Below are 17,414 nucleotides of genomic sequence, written 5' to 3'. Positions count from 1 at the left end.
TATTATATTGATATGAATATGCTCATTGTCAGCATATTATGAAACTTTGTGTAGTTGTGTTTGCGATTATACTATTTTGAAGGGGTTACCTTTTTGAATTGCTAAGAATGTGGCAAAATCCATAGGATGATTTAAAGAAAAACACTGGACTATATAAATAGTGAAAATCTAAATTTGACTATTTCTTCATCTAGAAAGCTTAGACTTCTGCTTGATTTTCAGTATTTTAACTGACATATAAACTCACCAGGTTATGACTTCACTTATTTCCACCAGCGTAAGTGATGCATTTTCTGTCTTTACTGCCGCTAAATCATCGGTTTTACGGATAGGAATTGTGTTGCTAGCAATATTCGCATTTCAAACGAGTACATTTTCTCAAGTAGTGATCAACGAAGTAGTTACAGACCCGCAACAGGACTGGAGTGCCAATGATTTCAATGGCACACCCGGAGCTGGTACCGTTTCTTCTACTGATGAATGGATCGAATTGTACATCACAGCTAATGGAGTAGATCTTACAAACTGGACCATTGAAATTACAGACAGTGGATTCTTTAGTGGTGACCTAACAGGTAGAGATATTACCGGTACAGGTGCATTTCAAATTTCTACTTACTTCGGAACAGGTTCATTTACAAACACCCAAGCAGGAGACTATTTAGTACTTGGTAATCCACTTTCAAGTGAAAACATGACGAATAGTGTCCACATTATACTTAGGGACAATACAGCAACCTTAATTGACGAAATAGAGATAGGTGCGGATCCACAAGGCGATGGTGCTGGCGATGAAGGACCAAGTGGTAATGCCGGAAGTGTAGATGATGAATCGGTAGGCAGAATTTCTAATGGGACGGATACAGGCAATGACGTGAATGATCTCAGGCAAGTAATTTCAACTATGGGGTCTGAAAATGGGAGATCAGCAGTATTTGTTGATGCATCTGCTCCGGATGACACTGGTGATGGGTCAGCAGGTGATCCGGCTCAACTGGTACAATCTGGTATTGATATCGCCTTAACTGGAGGTACAGTAACGCTTGTTTCCGGAAGCTATTCTGAGAATGCTACTATAACCAAAGCCCTTACATTGAATGGTGCCAATCAAGGTGTGGCAGGCAGTGGATCTCGAGGCGCTGAATCGTTGATTGATGCTGGAGCTACCTCTACCATACTAACGATATCAGCCAATGATGTGACCGTAGACGGCATTCAGATTGGAACGGATGCTTCTACTTCTAATGCAACAACAGGAATTGTTGCTACTGTTGCTGGTGGGGTGACAATCACCAACAATATTGTATACGCAAATACAACAGGAATACAAGTAGCTGGTTCTTCATCTGGTACCGTTGATGTGACGAATAATTTGGTATCAATGCTTGCAGTTGAAGATCCTCTAAATGCGGCTTCAGGTAGTGTAGGTATTATTCTGTCAACGATTTCAGGTAGCGCAGATGCCAACCTTACTTCTAACAATTTGGCAAATGCAGGAACTGGAATTGCTACCTACGCATTGACTTCAAGTGCTGAGGCTGTAATCGATGGCGGTAGTTATACAGGATGCTCTGCAGGTATCATTCCTGTGAATTTTGATGGAATAGGAGGTTTTAGCCCATCCCAACTGACTATCCAAAATGTGACTATGTCGGGCTTTGTGACTGATGCAGATGTTACAAGCCCAGATACGGAAGTTGGAGTGTATGTCGTGACTGCCGGAGGAACCGGTTCAGATGATATTACCATTACCTTGGATAACCTGGATATTTCGGGTGTAGGAAATGGCGCTTCTAATAATTCGGGTATCGTAATTGGCGATTTCCCTACTGCAAGCGATGGTGCCGGTATAGATGCCACTATTACCAACTGTAATATTCATGATAATTCGAATCGGGGGATTTATACCAGAGGCGGAGATGCTACTACCAGCATTACGCAATCGTCAATTACGGGGAATGGATTTGACCCACATGCATTGTTGGGAAATCCTGGATTTAGCGTTGTTGCGAGAGAAAGTTCATCTACCACTGTTTCCAACTGTTTTATTACTAACCCTGCAACATTAAGTTCTGCTGAAGATATACCCAATGACTATTACGTTTCTGGATTGCATGAATTTACAGGAGCCAGCTTAACGGTGAGCGGAAGTAACCTAAATGATAACGGCAATGGGTTTATAGCCGAAACTTCAGGTATAGATCTTTCGGGTAACTATTTTAACAGCACCGATGCTGCTACCATTAATACGGCCGTAAACGCTAATGATTTCACACCTTATCTAGGGTCTGGCACAGACACGGACTTAGTTACCGATGGATTTCAGGGAGATCTTAGTGCGTTGACAGTTACTCCAACTGGGGCGCAAACTTCTGGAGGTAGGCTACAGGAAGGGTACGATCTTTTAGCTGCTGGTGGGACGTTAACATTGCTACTTAGTACTTATTCAGAATCTATTACGATAGATAAGGATATTTCGATAGCTCCAGAATCTGGGACAAGCATTGATGACGTTACAATAGATGGAGGTAATCTGGGTGTTGTAGGAAATACCATCACGATCAACAATACACTTACAATGACCAATGGAGTTTTTGATATCGATCAAGAAGATGGAGATAAATCTGATGATCCAGTGTTTGTACTTCCTTCCACAGTTAATGGTTCTTCATACGCTGCGGATACTCATTTTGAAGGACGGATCGAATCTTCAGTGACCGGATCTGGAAGCTTTGTTTTTCAAGTAGGTGATGAAGGTGCCTTCAGGCCAGTGACGCTTTCTCCCACTACCACAACGACTTTTCAGGTGGCACATGTGGCAGAAGCTACGCCATCGGGTGCAGGAGCAACCAATCCGGATATCACGAATCTGATCGGGGATGCAAGTGCTGCACCATCCGGAAATGTTGAGAGTGTGCTCAACTTTAGGTATTGGGACATCGATGTTGCCTCTGGAGGACCTCCAGGAATGACTGACGTGGCTTTACAAATAAACTCTGGAGATAACGCCTCGGATGCTTCATCTCTAGGAATGGCACGTTTTGATGGATCGGATTGGGAGATATTGAGTTTGGTATCCTCTGTAGGATCAGATCCGTTTATAATTACTGGCCAGACCTCAAATTTTAGTGAATTTTCGGTTTACTCAATAGATGTTGATGCAAATCCTTTACCAGTAGATTTGATTGATTTTTCAGTTAGAAAAGTAGGTAGTAGCATAGAGCTCAGTTGGTCAACATTGACTGAGATCAATTCGGATTATTTTCAGGTTGAGCATAGTCAAGATGGTGTCAGTTTTAGATCTATAGGTAGCCTGAGCGCTCATGGAAATAGCAGTGAACTGCGCAACTATCAATTTGAGGACAGAAACATTTTTCCCGGTATTCACTACTATCGACTAAAAATGGTAGACTTTGATGAAAGCTATGAGTATTCACCTATTATTCAAGTTGCCCCTGATTTATCAGATATTCGGGTTCTTATATACCCGAATCCTGTAGCTGATTTGCTGAACATTGAAGGTATAGATGCCAGCCACTTAAAGCGGCTGGACTTCTATGATTTGAATGCAAAAAGACTAAAATCTTTGACCGCCATTGATTTTCATCAAATACCAGTTTCAGATCTCCCATCGGGTCAATATGTCCTACGCTTGGAGATGATAGATGGAAGTGTTTTTGAAGGAAAACTCATTAAGAATTAGCGTTGATTATCCGGTGATTTCTGGATAGTAACCTTCGCTAATAGCACCTACAGCCATGTTTATCCAGATAATTAGTAGTGCTAAAACTATACGAAGGAAATAGTGCAATGAAATGCCGGTGACTCCTTTGATTCGATCATATGAAGGAGGGAAGTACAGTGCTGATGCAAAGAGCATAGCAACTCCCAGAGCAGGGTCATTTCCACGAAGGATATTCATTATTCCAAGTGCAAAAACGAATGCACCAAAGGTCCATTTGACCGAATTCCAGAAGGAGGTATCTGATTGATTTTGCTTTGATTCACTTTTCATAATGTTCAGGTTTTAATCCATCCATCATCCGAATAATAATGGTACGAAATGCAACTGAAGAAAGTGTAATAATACCAATCAAGTCGAAAATCATATCTACGATATCAAATGTGCGGCTTTGAAATGCCAGTTGCGAAAATTCTTCTATGGTTGCAAAACATAAAACGATTATTGAACCTAAGTAGAATTCATGTCGCCAGACATGAATTCTCTTAAATTTAATTGCTACGTTCAACAACAAAGCCATGGTTCCGAAAAGGATAAAATGACCGATTTTATCTCCAAAAGGCACCGTTCTTCCTAGCTTCATGAGTGGATTGCTTTTATCTAAATCCGCCTGAATGATCATCCAAACGATGAATGAAAAGAATAGGATGGAAGGAAGGTACTTTCGTATTTTTCTCAATGATTTCATCTGATTTACTCTGTTTCGATATTAAGTTGATACCAGTTGATATTTCTGGTGAAATACATTGTCAAACCAAGGATTACTGTAAGTCCTAAGCTACCCATCAGTAAAGCATAGTCTGCAAGTTGAAGTGTTACAAAGAGGAATCCGTAAATGGCTGTAATGGTAGCCAGAAGAAGCATTGAAAGCTTGATTTTTTTGAACACACTCAGTGAGTACAATGAAATCATTGTGACTACACCAAGCGTAGAGACGCCATAGGCAAAATTGAAATTAGAATGCTCTGAAATGGAGACTAAAAGCACATAAAATAAGCATAATGCAAGGCCCACCAATGCATATTGAAATGGATGAATCTTACGCTTATTCAGTACTTCTACAAGAAAGAAGATCAAGAATGTTAGTGCTATCGACATGGCTGCGTACTTGGCAGATCGATATGATTTTTGATAATCATCCAGAGGGAGAATGAGGTTGACACCAAATGCAGAGTATTCCAGGTTTTCTTTATGACTACCTCCAATCCACGATTGAGGATAATTTCTATTTAGTTGTAACACGGACCATGAGGCGGTGAATCCTTCTTCAGTGATTTCTCTCTCATCGGGTAAGAAGTTGCCGTCAAAAGAAGGGGATGGCCAGGGGGATTTTAAATTGACGACAGTTGTATTACCTAGTGGTGTGAATGAGAGATTTCTACTTCCTTGAAGGTCCAGTGAAAAGTTGAAGTCTATGGTTTGGCTGAGTAATTCTTTGACGTTAGGAACCGAAATGGTCACTCCAGAATATATTAAGTCTGGAATGATAGATCCAGGTTTTGCTTTTAAGTCCTTCCCATTCCAATTCAGCTTTATTTGATTTTTGATCCCTCTGAGATCGTAGATTCCAATGGTGAGAAATGCTTGATCGTATTTTATGGCTTTAAGGTTTTGCTGATCTGGTTTTTGGTTTATGATGAAATCTCCAGAAACATTCAATTTGGATTTATAAACCACTACCTCATATATCCCTCTTTTGAGTTTCTCCGGAGTGACGTTACCATCTATGTCTAGATTTTCAGGAAGGATATGCCAGTATTTAGTGGTCAAATACTTCTTATCTTCTTGCTCATATTCGTAGGTCAATGGAATCGTAAGAATTGGACCATTTACCAATTGTTCTTCAGCCCATTTTGAGCTCACTTCATTGGTGGTTTCATTGTTTAGTTGTTCCCGTTCTTGAATAATCGATTTGATCATCGAAGCTGGTATAAGTAGTAGTAGCATGAGAATCGTGATTGTGATCAATTTTAACATCACAGAATTCTTTAGCAAGCTATTAGCTCTCAACATTGGTGTGTTTTCTGTATTCATTTTTTAGATATTTAAAAGTACTTTGAAATTCAAAGTGAATGAGTAAAAAAATATTATTTCAATAGTTTTTCAATTGCTTGAATGTGTCTCTTAAATGCTTCTTTTCCTTTTTTGGTCGCATGATATTTGGTGTTTGGTTTTCTGTCCAGAAACTCTTTTTTGAAGGCTATGTATTCTTTCTTTTCTAATGATTTAAGGTGACTGGCCAAGTTGCCATCTGTTACATCAATCAGGTTTTTTAGTGTGTTAAAGTCGAGGTACTCATTGACTACCAGCGCTGACATAATGCCAAGCCTGATTTTGTTTTCAAAAGCTTTATCTAAGTCTTTGAGTAGTTCTTTCACGATTTATATTTCAATTGCATGATGACGCCATATACGATATGCAGTACACCAAATCCAATGGCCCAAAATAGTAAACCATATCCAATGAATTGAATTGCAACTAGACCTAATGCCACTTCCAATAAACCAAGACTCCGAATCTCATCAAGGGTGTACTTGCTGGCATTTATAAGAGCTAATCCATAAAAGACCAGAGTGAGTGGTGCTACAATTCCTACATAACCTTTATCCAGCAGCATTATGCAAAGGATTCCGCCCGCAACTAATGGAATCGCAAGATTTATAAGTAGACGTTTGGTTTGCGTATCCCAAATCTTTTGATTCTGTTTTTTTGTTTTTCTAGTTGTAAAATAGATTCCTGTTCCCAGTGCTGCTATTAGTGTGACCACCGCAATGAGCAGTAGCTGTGTGAAAGTCTCGGGATTGAGAAACGCACGGCGGTAACCTAAATAGTTTTGATCCATATATACAGTTTGATAGGCCATGTACGCACCTACTAATGCGCAAATACCAGCTGAAATACCGGAAAGACCACTCAATGAGATGAATCGAGAGGAGCGATTCATAATGTCTTTAATCTCTTTTAAATCCTCAATGTATTTTTCTTTCATTTAAAAGTACTTTGAAATACAAAGTAAATATACGAACGGATATTATAAATGTTATATCCGTCCTTAAAATTTCCAGGAAATCAAGAATTTTAATCCATTCTAAGTGCTTCTGATGGATTGATGTGCGAGACTTTCAATGACTGAATACTTATGGAAATGAATGTGACTGCAATCACAGCTAATCCTGAAGCCAAAAAGATCAAAGGGTTAAGATTGACCTTATATGCAAATTGCTCCAGCCAATCATTGAGTAGCCACCATGCAATAGGGGAAGCAATTAATGTTGCCAGCCCAATCAAAATGATAAACTTTCTTGATACCAGCAGAATGATGTTAGTAGATGTAGATCCTAACACTTTTCGGATTCCCATTTCTTTAAAGCGCTTTTGGATAACCAAACGTGTCAATGCGAGAAGACCAAGCCAAGCAATAAATAGTGAGAATCCCGCAGCATAATTTATGATTGAGCTATAACGCTTTTCTTCTTGATATTTTTGATTGAGTATTTCGTTTACATACCTCATTTCAAATGGAAGATCTCCCATTGTATTTTGCCATGCCGACTTTAAAGTGGCTTCTGTATCGGACGCATCACCTGGAGCTACGCGTATGACTGCTGTAAAGAATTGCGGTGGCCATACGTATGATGAAATCCCTGTCATACCCTCAGTGATGTGCCCCACTTCTGTTGCCAGTATCAATGGACGAACTTCACTGTGCAACGAATTAAAATTGAAGTCTTTTACAACTCCAATGATTTCATGAGTTCGTTGAAAGTGCTTGCCAGGAATTTGCTTACCTATTGGATTTTCCCATCCCATTTCTTCCACTAAAGCTTCATTGACAATGATGGACTTGCCTGTATCTCCCTTTCTGAAATCTCTTCCCTCCACAATCTCTAGCTCCATGGTTTTTACATAGTCAGGGGATACCAAGTTTAAGTTTAGTTTCAACAATGGTGCATCATGTTGGTCGAAGGAGAATATTGTCCAATGAACAACAGACATGGTAGTCATTGTTGCGGCTGAATTAATGACACCTGCACTTTTGTTTAATTCCGTTTTGAATCGATCGAATGCTAAGACTGCTTCGCTCTCGCTAAGATTGCTTGGTAATTCCACTTCAACTAATTCATCTTTTTCGAATCCCAAAGATTTGTTGCTTATGTAATTCATCTGTCCTTTAAAAATTGAAGTTCCGATGATTAGGCCTACACAAAAGGTGAATTGGATGACAACCATTACATTTCTGGTCAGACTACTTCCACTAAGTGAAAGTGTTCCTTTGAGTGCATTCGTGGTTTTTAATCTAAGGATTACTCCGGAAGAAATGATGCTCGAGATCAATGAGATAAGCCCTATGATTATGACCATAAACCCAATCAGCTCCAGGCTTAAATGAAAGCTCAAAGATGCATTGGTTAGCGTGTTGAAAACTGGAATAAAATAGTATGTGCCGATCAATGAAATTATTCCGGCGAAGAAAGTGAGTATAAACACTTCCAAAAAGAGCTGTGCAGACAGTTGACGCTTGTATGCGCCCATTGTTTTCTTTATGCCGAATTCCTTAATCCGATTAAAAGACTGGCTGCTAGTCAGCATTACAAAGTTTAATACCGCCACAATAAGTACTAAAATGCTCAAGCCAATGAGAATGAAAACATATTCAGGATTGTAAGAGATAGCCTCTCCCTGTTGACCATACTTATTGCTCCACCAATAAAGCTTTGATATTGGCTGTAGTTTGATATCTATTCTATCATCTCGTTCGGTGATTTGGGCAAACCTTGCAAAGGTTTCGGATAGGAGATTTTCATAAGCAGCGACGTTCGAATTGGGTTCTAGCTTTAAATATGTTTCTAGGAAGGATATGTCATAGCCTTTTAAGAATTCCGGATCTGACACCATGTATTTCATGTGGTCTATGTGAATGATTAAATCAAATGGGAGGCTATTCAATCCATCCAATGGGTCAACCACTGCCGAAACGACATAAGTATTGGACTGACTTCCGGATGCTATTTCTAATTCTTTTCCTATTGGGTTGGCAACTCCAAAATACTTTTCTGCCATCTTAGGGCTTATGACCACCTGCGACACGTTGGTGAGCGGTTTGGGATTACCATCAATAATTGGAAAGGAGAAGATCTCGAAAAACTCAGGATCAACATGCGTTACTTTTTCCGTAAATGTTTCTGATCCCTTTTTTACATATCCAGAACCAGATATTAGGCGAGAGATGTGTTTGATTGAAGGGACTTCACTTCTGAGATCTTCGGTTAGTTGATTTCCAGTGGTGCTATTTCTCGAAATGAGTTCGTTAGTTTCTCGATTTCTGACTTCTTTGGTGAATCGGAAAATAGATTCGTGTTCATTGTGAAAGGTGTCATGCTTGATCGCATTTTGAACATAGAAAAACACCAGCAGTCCAAAAGTGATGCTCAGGGCAAGTCCTAAAATATTTATGACTGAATAGAAAGTGTGCTTCCGCATATTGCGAAAAGCCAGGAGTAAGTTGATACGTAACATAGCACTGTTTATGAGTTGAGTTTTTGAGTTTCGTAATAGAATGCCTGGGCGAAAAAATCGGAAGGCATTCCAGAGAAGTCGTCGATTAGATTTGAATCTGGAATAGCGTTCTTTATCCTTGAGAAATTGCTCCCATACATCTCCAATGATGCTTTCTGCAAGCTGTGGAGGACAATAGGAACTAATTAGTTTGATGATCCACTTAGGAGGTTCCATCTAAGCAATAGAGAATTTGAGATCTGGAATAAGAGACCATAATTCTTGCCTTTGCTCTTTTAATGACTGGAGCATCTGTAGTCCTGCATTGGTCACTGTAAATATTCGTTTTCTTCTGCCGCCACGCATGTTTGATGCACCACCCATCTCTGAAGAGACATAGCCCTTGTCCTCCATTCGGTATAGTGTGACATGCACAGCACTGAGATTAACCTCTCTTCCAATTTTAGAGTCAATCTCTTCCACTATTGCGTTACCGTATGCGTTTTCGCCAAGTAATGCAACCATGGTCAAAACCAACTCTTCAAATTCACCAAGATATTCTTTCTTCATTACTATATATTTTGTTAAAGATATACGCATTTGTATATACTTTGTTATAGTAATGGTGAATTAATTTCAAATCACATAATTATTGTTTATGTAAATGATAAGAAATATAAATATTTATTAATGAACTTGATTGGATTGATTTGCGTCTATATGCCTGAGAACAGCAATGGATTAACCATTTAGGTTAAAGTTAAGTTACGGGAGAGTGTCTCTAGCAGGATGCTCTCCTTTTTTATTTAGCTATGATGAATGCGATAAATAACATTTGTTTATGGAATTCATAAAAATTATAAATGAAAGTTTATAAACATTATTTATTTCCTTCGTGTTGTAGTCATACAATTATTCAATAAGGAAAGTTGTAGTAGAGTAAAGGGAGGGCGTTAGATCATGGACGTTCTCCTTTTTTTATGTATTCGTATAGAGGTGTGTCTAGCTTGTGACGATAAAAATGCTTTTCAATCGTTTTAAACACCAATTTCTCGGGTTGAATAACTACTTTTGCGCTTGAAAATATAATACCCATTTTAAAACAATATAGATCATGAAAGTAACCGTAGTAGGCGCTGGAGCCGTTGGAGCTAGCTGTGCCGAATACATCGCAATCAAAGATTTTGCAGCGGAAGTTGTACTTATTGACATCAAAGAAGGTTTTGCTGAAGGTAAAGCAATGGATTTGATGCAAACAGCTTCTTTGAATGGCTTCGATACAAAAATCACTGGTACTACAAACGATTATTCTAAAACGGCAGATAGTGATGTTGCGGTTATTACCTCAGGAATTCCTAGAAAGCCAGGAATGACGAGAGAAGAATTGATCTCTACCAATGCTGGAATCGTGAAGTCTGTTGCTGAGAATTTAATCAAGCATTCTCCTAACGTAATCATCATTGTAGTTTCAAATCCTATGGATACAATGACATACTTGGCTCATAAAGCACTTGGACTTCCAAAGCATAGAATCATTGGAATGGGTGGTGCACTAGATTCAGCTCGTTTTAAATATAGACTGTCTGAGGCCCTGGATTGCCCAGCTTCTGATGTTGATGGAATGGTAATCGGTGGCCACAGCGATACCGGAATGATTCCTTTGACGAGAATTGCAACAAGAAATAGCGTGCCTGTTTCTAAATTCTTAAGCGAGGATAAGCTTAACTATGTATTGGAGGAAACAAAAGTAGGTGGAGCTACTTTAACAAAGCTTCTTGGAACATCTGCATGGTATGCTCCTGGTGCTGCCGTTTCAGCAATGGTTCAAGCAATTGCTTGCGATACTAAGAAAATGTTCCCTTGCTCATGTCTACTTGAAGGTGAGTATGGATTGAATGATCTATCAATCGGAGTACCTGCAATCATCGGTAAAAATGGTATCGAGGAAATCGTAGAGATTGAGCTTGATGACGCAGAGAAAAACAAACTGGCAGAAAGTGCTGCAGCCGTTAGCAAGACGAATGGCATCCTTTCTGAAATGAACATTATCTAAGGATAATTATTAATAATTTACGGACCTGTTCTTTTAGTTAAGGACAGGTCTATTTTTTTACGTCTATGCAAAACACGAAAGAACTCATCAGTAATAGCGATCTGATAAGCCGTGATCTTAGTTGGTTGCAGTTCAATAGACGTGTGTTAGATCAGGCACGTAAAGAGAAGCGTAACCTATTCGAAAAACTGAAATTTTTAGCCATTACCTCAAGTAATGCAGACGAGTTTAATATGATTCGAGTGGGTAGTTTGTATAACTATCTCGACTATGGGAATGATCGCATTGACTATTCAGGCCTTCAGTCAATTCCATTCAAAAATGAATTGCTGAAGGGACTAAAGGATTTTGGGAAACAGCAAAATCAACTCTTTCTTGATTTAAGGCCTTCTTTCGAAGCACACAATTTTGAAATAAGAGATTTTGATGAACTAGATGAGAAGCAGCAAAAGATGGCAAGTAAATACTTCGAAAAGACCATCTTCCCAATGCTTACTCCGATGGTATTCGATACCTACCATACATTTCCGATTTTGATGAATAACATCTTGATTTTTGGTGTGGTTACCAAAGCGCTGAAATCCAAGGAAAAGAAGAAGATGTCTTTCATCCAGCTTCCTCAAAACCTTCCTCGATTTTTTGAAATCAAGGATAAAGAGAAGATGATTTTCATTCCGATTGAAAAGATTGTTCGTGAGTTTTTGGATCGTGTTTTTAAAAATGTAGAAATCATATCTAGCTCCTTATTTAGGCTAACAAGAAATGGAGATTTCACGCTGGAAGAATCCGAAGATATTGAAGCCAACTTCCTTGAGGAGATGAAGAAGAAACTGAGAACACGTAAGACTGGTCGCGTTGTTAGGTTGGAAGTGGCTGAGGATGCAGATACATGGCTGATCAAGCAACTGAAGAAAAGGTATGAAATAGGTGGTGAAAATATCATCGAATCTCCCAAAGGGTCACTTGTGGATTTTACGTGTCTGTGGCAAATTGTAAATCATGAAGAGTTCAACTCTTTCAAACCATTAAGACCAAAGCCTGCTCCTGCAGTCAGTATGACGGATGTAGAACACCAAGATATGTTCAAGATCCTCAAACAAAGAGATATTCTTCTCCATCATCCATACAATACCATTGAGCCATTGTTAGACCTGCTAGATCAAGCAGCGGATGACCCAAATGTGCTTTCAATTAAATTAACTATTTACAGGCTGGCGAAGAACAGTAGAGTAGTAGAGGCATTGTTGAATGCGGCAGAAAATGGTAAGCACGTTTCGGTACTTTTCGAGGTGAAGGCACGCTTCGATGAAGAGAACAACATGAAGCAAGCTCAGCGGCTGCAGAAGGCTGGCTGCCACGTGATTTATGGGGTGGGATCGTTAAAGACTCATACCAAATTGCTCTTAATTGTAAGGAAAGAAAAAGAGAAGGTGAGCAGATTCATTCACATGGGCAGTGGCAATTACAATGAAGCTACGTCAAAGTTGTATACCGACATTAGCTTACTTACATCAAATGAATCTTATGCAAATGATGTGCAAGAGTTCTTCAATGTAATTACTGGTCATTCTATTCCTGATGATTACGATAATCTCATCACTGCACCGATCCAGATGCGACGAGATTTAATTGGCCTGATTGATCAAGAAAGAGAAAATGCGTTGGCTGGTAAGTCAAGTGGGATTGTTATAAAACTGAATTCACTTCAAGACAAGGATGCCATCTACGCTTTGTACGAGGCATCAAAAGCAGGAGTACCGATAAAGTTAATCGTAAGAGGTATATGTAGCCTAAGGCCAGGAAGAAAAGGGTTAAGTGAAAACATCACGGTAAGATCAATAGTTGGTGAATACCTTGAGCACTCGCGTATTTTCTATTTTCATAACAATGGTGAACCTAAAGTTTATTGCGGTAGCGCAGATATGATGGTTCGTTCATTTGATAGAAGACTAGAGTCACTCTTCACTATCAGTGATCCGTTGCTAAAACAGCAAGCAATTAACATATTGGCTTTTAATCTTAAGGACAATGTGAATTCTTACGAGATGACAGAAAATGGATCATATGTCCATTTAGAGCCTAATGGAAATTCAGCTTTTGACATTCATCAAGAGTTTTATAAAGTGAAAGGTGATTCCATTATGAAAGCCGAGATTTTTAAATAAAAAAGTCCATCAACAGGATGGACTTTTTTGTTTGAAGATGGTTTAAGTTATTTCTTTTGAAAGATGCCAGCAAAGTTGCCTCTATATGCATACGCTAAAAAGATATTAGCTACGAATACGAAGATTGCGATTGGAAGACCTGATGGTTCCATTGAAGCGTGTACAAAGAAGATGTTCAATGTAATTGGCCCTAGCACGGCAATCGCTAAGGGAACATAAAAGCCACTTAGAAGCATAAGTCCTGCAATCACCTCGGTACCTTTCAATAGCGGAAAGAAATATCCCGAAGCAGCTAATCCTCCCATAAATGTTCCCAGATCGCCTTCCATTGGTGGGCCGGGCAGAAAGTTTAAAAATCCATTTAACCCAAATACAAAAAATATAAGACCCATTAAATAGCGAACCACTGTGGCTCCTACCTTAATTCCTTTACTGTTTTCAGTTGACATAATAAGTTTGGTTTGTTAAAAGTATATACATTAAATGTATATACACATAAATAAATATCAAAGTTCATTGAATAAAAATTAACTATGAATTTTCTCTGAGGTGAATCATCCGAACAATGAACTTGTCATTTTGAGGATCGTTGAATTGGATGAAAAAACCCTTGCTTTCAAGTTTTAGGGTCTTATCATACGTAATTGAGAGGCTATCATAGGGCATGACCCATGAGTAAGATTGGAGCTTGTGCCTAAAGTGTATTAATATACCTTTTGGTCTCAATTCAATGTTTGCGACGGAGACGTAATGGTTTGCATTTAGATATTTTTTGTATTCTTCACTGATTTCATGGATAATCATCCGCCTGGATCCGATTCCACCCATCTTTAACCGTTCCATGAATGAGAAAGGCACTCCGACCGCTTTATTGATTTGGCGTGTGGTTTCTTTATCTGGGTAGGAGGTATCGTATATCATTAATTGTTGAATGCCATACTGGGAATTGCATCCCAAATGGAATTACGTTGTTCTTTCACTTGTTCCAACACTTTTTGACCGGACTTTGTTACTTGAAACAAGTGCTTTCTCCTTCCACCACGTTCAGGAGTTGCACCATCATATCTTGAATCAACATACCCTTTGGATTGCAACCGAGATAAAGCAGCGTGTACTGTGCTAATTGTAATAGAGCGATTGCATCTTTTTTTGATTTCTTTCTGGATGGCAACACCATATGCTTCGTCATACAGTAAGGCTACTGTTAGCATAATTAATTCTTCAAGTTCTCCAATATTTGTTCCTTTCATCCGGTTTTCGTTATGATTGGTTATTAATCTTACTATTCATTGCTTAAAGTTTCTGAAGGGTTAGTATTGGCGGTTTTGCTGGATAGCCAGCTTATTATACCAACGCTAATGGAAAATGTGACCAAGATTGCTATCACAAATGGATAGATTCCCAGGTTCGTTTGATATTGAAAAGTTTCGAGCCATTCAGCTATCAAATAGAATGATAGAGGAGCGGAAATAAGAAAACTGATGACAATGATGAGAATAAATTGTTTATTCATCAGCGACACAATAGACGTTACGCTAGCGCCGAGTACTTTTCTTATGCTTATTTCTTTTTGACGCTGCTGTAAGATCAAAGCAGTAAGTCCGTAAAGACCCAATGCACAAAGTATCATACTAATCACAGCATATATTGTAGCCATGTTTAACAACTGCGTTTCCTTTTTGTATTGCTCGTTAAACCATTGATCTACAAAGTAAAAATCTAGAGGAGCCCGTTCAGCGAATCTATCCCAGGTGTCGTTGATGTATTCAATGGTCTCTCGAAGGTCTCCTCTGCCAATTCTGACAGAGGTATTCCAGAGTTGATGAGTGTCGAGATAAAGAATCATGGGTTCTATTCTTGATGTGGCCAATGAGCTATAATGAAAGTCTTCCACCACACCTATAATTGGGACAGGCGTTCCTTCGGGACTGAAGCGGATATGTTTTCCTATAGGATCTTCCCAACCCATGAATGTTACAAAAGATTTATTTACCACAAGTTGATTTGAGTCTGCTAATGATCCTTTTAAGAATGTTCTACCGGTATTTAACTCAATACCATAGGTTTCAAAAAATTCTTGATCAACACCGAATATTCTTGTAGTTAGTTCATCTGAGTATCCCTCTGGTATTACGGTAGTTGAAAAATTTCCTGTTCCAATACCTGACCTACAGGTAGAGGTGGAAATGATATTAGGATGTTTGTTCAGTTCGCTTTCAAACAACAGGGCATTCTCTGTCATCTCTGAAACGATGGGTATAACCAGTGTTTGATCTTTATTAAAGCCTAGTGGCTTATTTATCAAATAATTTGTTTGCCTAATGATGACTACCGTACAAATAATAAGGAATACGGATATCGCATACTGCAATGTCATAAGCCCTTTCCGTAGCCAGCCAGCATTGCTGACTTTGCCTGACTTTTTAAGGATACTAGATATCTGAGGAGAGGATAAGATATAGGCTGGATACAATCCAATGAAAATGCTCATCAACGTGATGAAGGCCACTAGAAAAATCAGAGAGAGTGGTTGAAAGAGCGATGCCATAGGTAATTCCTTACCGGTGATGCTGTTTAAATAGGGAAGGAGTAGTGCAAGAATTCCAAGAGCAATGATGGATGAAATGAATATGCTGATAAACGTTTCTGATATGAATCTTCCCATAAGCTGTCCGTTGGACGATCCCATTACTTTTCGAACACCTACTTCAGATTGAGTTTGGCTTGCTCGAGACAAGCTGATATTTATATAATTGATGCTTGCAATTAGCAAGATGAGAATTGCAGAAAAACCCAAAATATAAATGAATGTAATACTACCAGTCTTTGTACCCCGATCGCTTGTGATGTTATCCCCATAGAGATGCACTTTACGAAAAGGTAGCAGCTTTAAAAAGTACTGATCTGCCCGCTCCGAAAAATGTCTATTCATCATGTCGGGTAGTTCTTCAACCAGCTGTTCGGGTGACGAACCTTCGGTTAATTTGATGTATGTGAATATCCCTTGAGCCAGCCAGTTATTCATCCAATTATATTGGAGAGGCCCAACATTCGGGACAGTGGTGCTCCAAGATATAATTGCATCAAATTGCATGTTAGATTGTCTTGGTGTATCCTCAAAGACTCCGGTAATTGTGTAATTGAGGTCATTGTAGCCGATCACTGATTCGCCGATCGGGTTTTTGTCACCAAAGAGTGATCGGGAAAGGCTTTGACTAATTGCCATACTTGCAGGAGCCTTAAGCATCGTTTGCTTATCACCAGCCAAAATTTTAAAATCAAAAAAATCAAAAAAATTGGAGTCCGCGAAATAGAACATTTCACTCTTAATGTTGCGCTCATCGTAGCTTACTATGGAGGATTGAAACCAAGGACATACTCGAACAATATCTGTTACTTGCGAATACTCTTCTTTCATGGTAGGTCCCATTAAACCGGAAGTTTCCCAAGTAAGGAAGTCTTGATTCTCCGCTACGTTTATATGTCTTTTGTATAGCCTGTAAATACTTTCACTTTGGATGTGCTTGTTGTCGAATTGAAGTTCATCATGGATATAGATCATGGCATAGAGAGAGCAGGAGATAGCCGTTATCAATCCAATGAGGTTAATAGTGAAATAAACCTTATGCCTTTTTAATGATCGAAATGAGGTAAGCAGGTAGTTAGTCCAGATAGCTTTCATGTTTGATACTTTTTTTGAGCGTTTTTTAAATCTTCTCCTGAAAAAGCCAAGTGATTGAAAGAAGTAAATAAGCTTCGCTTTAACAGGACCTTTCAATGCTACATTCTCAAAAAATAGTTCTTCTAGATCTCCATAAATACCTTCTATAAGATAAGGGTCGCAATATCGGTTGATCAACCGTTGAATCCATCCTGGTGGTTTTATATTATTACCATTCATGTATCGGTATTACTGGCAAAGGTCATACAAGTTACTAAATCTTTCGTATATGTAGAG

General features: G+C 38.9%; 14 protein-coding genes. 3 read left to right on the top strand and 11 right to left on the bottom strand.

Features of this window, described 5'->3' with window-relative positions:
* Positions 1 to 253 precede the first annotated feature (253 nt).
* Positions 254 to 3,703 carry a T9SS type A sorting domain-containing protein gene (locus ACY650_RS00850; RefSeq protein WP_462250781.1) on the top strand — a complete coding sequence of 1,150 codons (3,450 nt, stop codon included), beginning with the start codon at positions 254 to 256 and terminating at the stop codon, positions 3,701 to 3,703.
* A 6-nt stretch (positions 3,704 to 3,709) separates the two neighbouring features.
* Here the strand turns inward: ACY650_RS00850 and ACY650_RS00845 are convergent, their stop codons facing one another.
* The 7 genes from ACY650_RS00845 to ACY650_RS00815 form a co-directional block, all read right to left on the bottom strand.
* Positions 3,710 to 4,015, bottom strand: a complete 306-nt coding sequence (locus tag ACY650_RS00845; protein WP_462250779.1) for a hypothetical protein — start codon at positions 4,013 to 4,015, stop codon at positions 3,710 to 3,712.
* Positions 4,005 to 4,430, bottom strand: coding sequence for a VanZ family protein (locus tag ACY650_RS00840; protein WP_462250777.1), 426 nt, complete (start codon positions 4,428 to 4,430; stop codon positions 4,005 to 4,007). Before ACY650_RS00840 ends, ACY650_RS00845 begins: the two co-directional genes overlap by 11 nt.
* A 5-nt stretch (positions 4,431 to 4,435) precedes the next feature.
* Positions 4,436 to 5,776 (bottom strand): cell envelope integrity protein CreD, encoded by a 1,341-nt coding sequence (gene creD, locus ACY650_RS00835; RefSeq protein ID WP_462250775.1) that lies wholly within the window; start codon positions 5,774 to 5,776, stop codon positions 4,436 to 4,438.
* A gap of 53 nt (positions 5,777 to 5,829) precedes the next feature.
* On the bottom strand, positions 5,830 to 6,120 hold the full coding sequence (locus tag ACY650_RS00830; protein ID WP_462250773.1) for a winged helix-turn-helix domain-containing protein: 291 nt from the start codon (positions 6,118 to 6,120) through the stop codon (positions 5,830 to 5,832).
* Complete coding sequence (locus ACY650_RS00825) at positions 6,117 to 6,731, bottom strand: hypothetical protein (protein WP_462250771.1); 615 nt, start codon at positions 6,729 to 6,731, stop codon at positions 6,117 to 6,119. The genes ACY650_RS00830 and ACY650_RS00825 overlap by 4 nt, the downstream gene beginning before the upstream one ends.
* Positions 6,732 to 6,820: 89 nt before the next feature.
* A complete protein-coding gene (locus ACY650_RS00820; RefSeq protein ID WP_462250769.1) occupies positions 6,821 to 9,475 on the bottom strand; it encodes an ABC transporter permease in 2,655 nt (884 codons plus the stop codon).
* Entirely contained in the window at positions 9,476 to 9,808 is a 333-nt protein-coding gene (locus ACY650_RS00815; protein WP_462250767.1) for a PadR family transcriptional regulator, read from the bottom strand.
* A 544-nt stretch (positions 9,809 to 10,352) separates the two neighbouring features.
* Between ACY650_RS00815 and mdh the strand changes: the two genes are divergently transcribed.
* Positions 10,353 to 11,291: a malate dehydrogenase gene (gene mdh, locus ACY650_RS00810; RefSeq protein WP_462250765.1), complete on the top strand. Its 939-nt coding sequence runs from the start codon at positions 10,353 to 10,355 to the stop codon at positions 11,289 to 11,291.
* A gap of 65 nt (positions 11,292 to 11,356) precedes the next feature.
* On the top strand, positions 11,357 to 13,456 hold the full coding sequence (gene ppk1 / locus ACY650_RS00805; RefSeq protein ID WP_462250763.1) for a polyphosphate kinase 1: 2,100 nt from the start codon (positions 11,357 to 11,359) through the stop codon (positions 13,454 to 13,456).
* Positions 13,457 to 13,503: 47 nt separating this feature from the next.
* Here ppk1 and ACY650_RS00800 read toward each other — a convergent pair whose 3' ends face one another.
* The 4 genes from ACY650_RS00800 to ACY650_RS00785 all read right to left on the bottom strand — a co-directional run bounded on the left by ACY650_RS00800 (position 13,504) and on the right by ACY650_RS00785 (position 17,357).
* Complete coding sequence (locus tag ACY650_RS00800; protein ID WP_462250761.1) at positions 13,504 to 13,905, bottom strand: hypothetical protein; 402 nt, start codon at positions 13,903 to 13,905, stop codon at positions 13,504 to 13,506.
* Positions 13,906 to 13,987: 82 nt separating this feature from the next.
* A complete protein-coding gene (locus ACY650_RS00795) occupies positions 13,988 to 14,377 on the bottom strand; it encodes a hypothetical protein (RefSeq protein WP_462250759.1) in 390 nt (129 codons plus the stop codon).
* Positions 14,377 to 14,706: a PadR family transcriptional regulator gene (locus tag ACY650_RS00790; protein ID WP_462250757.1), complete on the bottom strand. Its 330-nt coding sequence runs from the start codon at positions 14,704 to 14,706 to the stop codon at positions 14,377 to 14,379. The genes ACY650_RS00795 and ACY650_RS00790 overlap by 1 nt, the downstream gene beginning before the upstream one ends.
* 32 nt (positions 14,707 to 14,738) lie before the next feature.
* The gene (locus tag ACY650_RS00785; RefSeq protein ID WP_462250755.1) at positions 14,739 to 17,357 is read right to left on the bottom strand and encodes an ABC transporter permease; all 2,619 of its coding nucleotides are present in this window, start codon (positions 17,355 to 17,357) and stop codon (positions 14,739 to 14,741) included.
* Positions 17,358 to 17,414 lie beyond the last annotated feature (57 nt).

It is taken from the genome of Ekhidna sp., from assembly GCF_963691765.1.
Classification (GTDB): Bacteria; Bacteroidota; Bacteroidia; order Cytophagales; family Cyclobacteriaceae; genus Ekhidna.
This window is presented reverse-complemented; position numbering and strand designations above follow the sequence as displayed.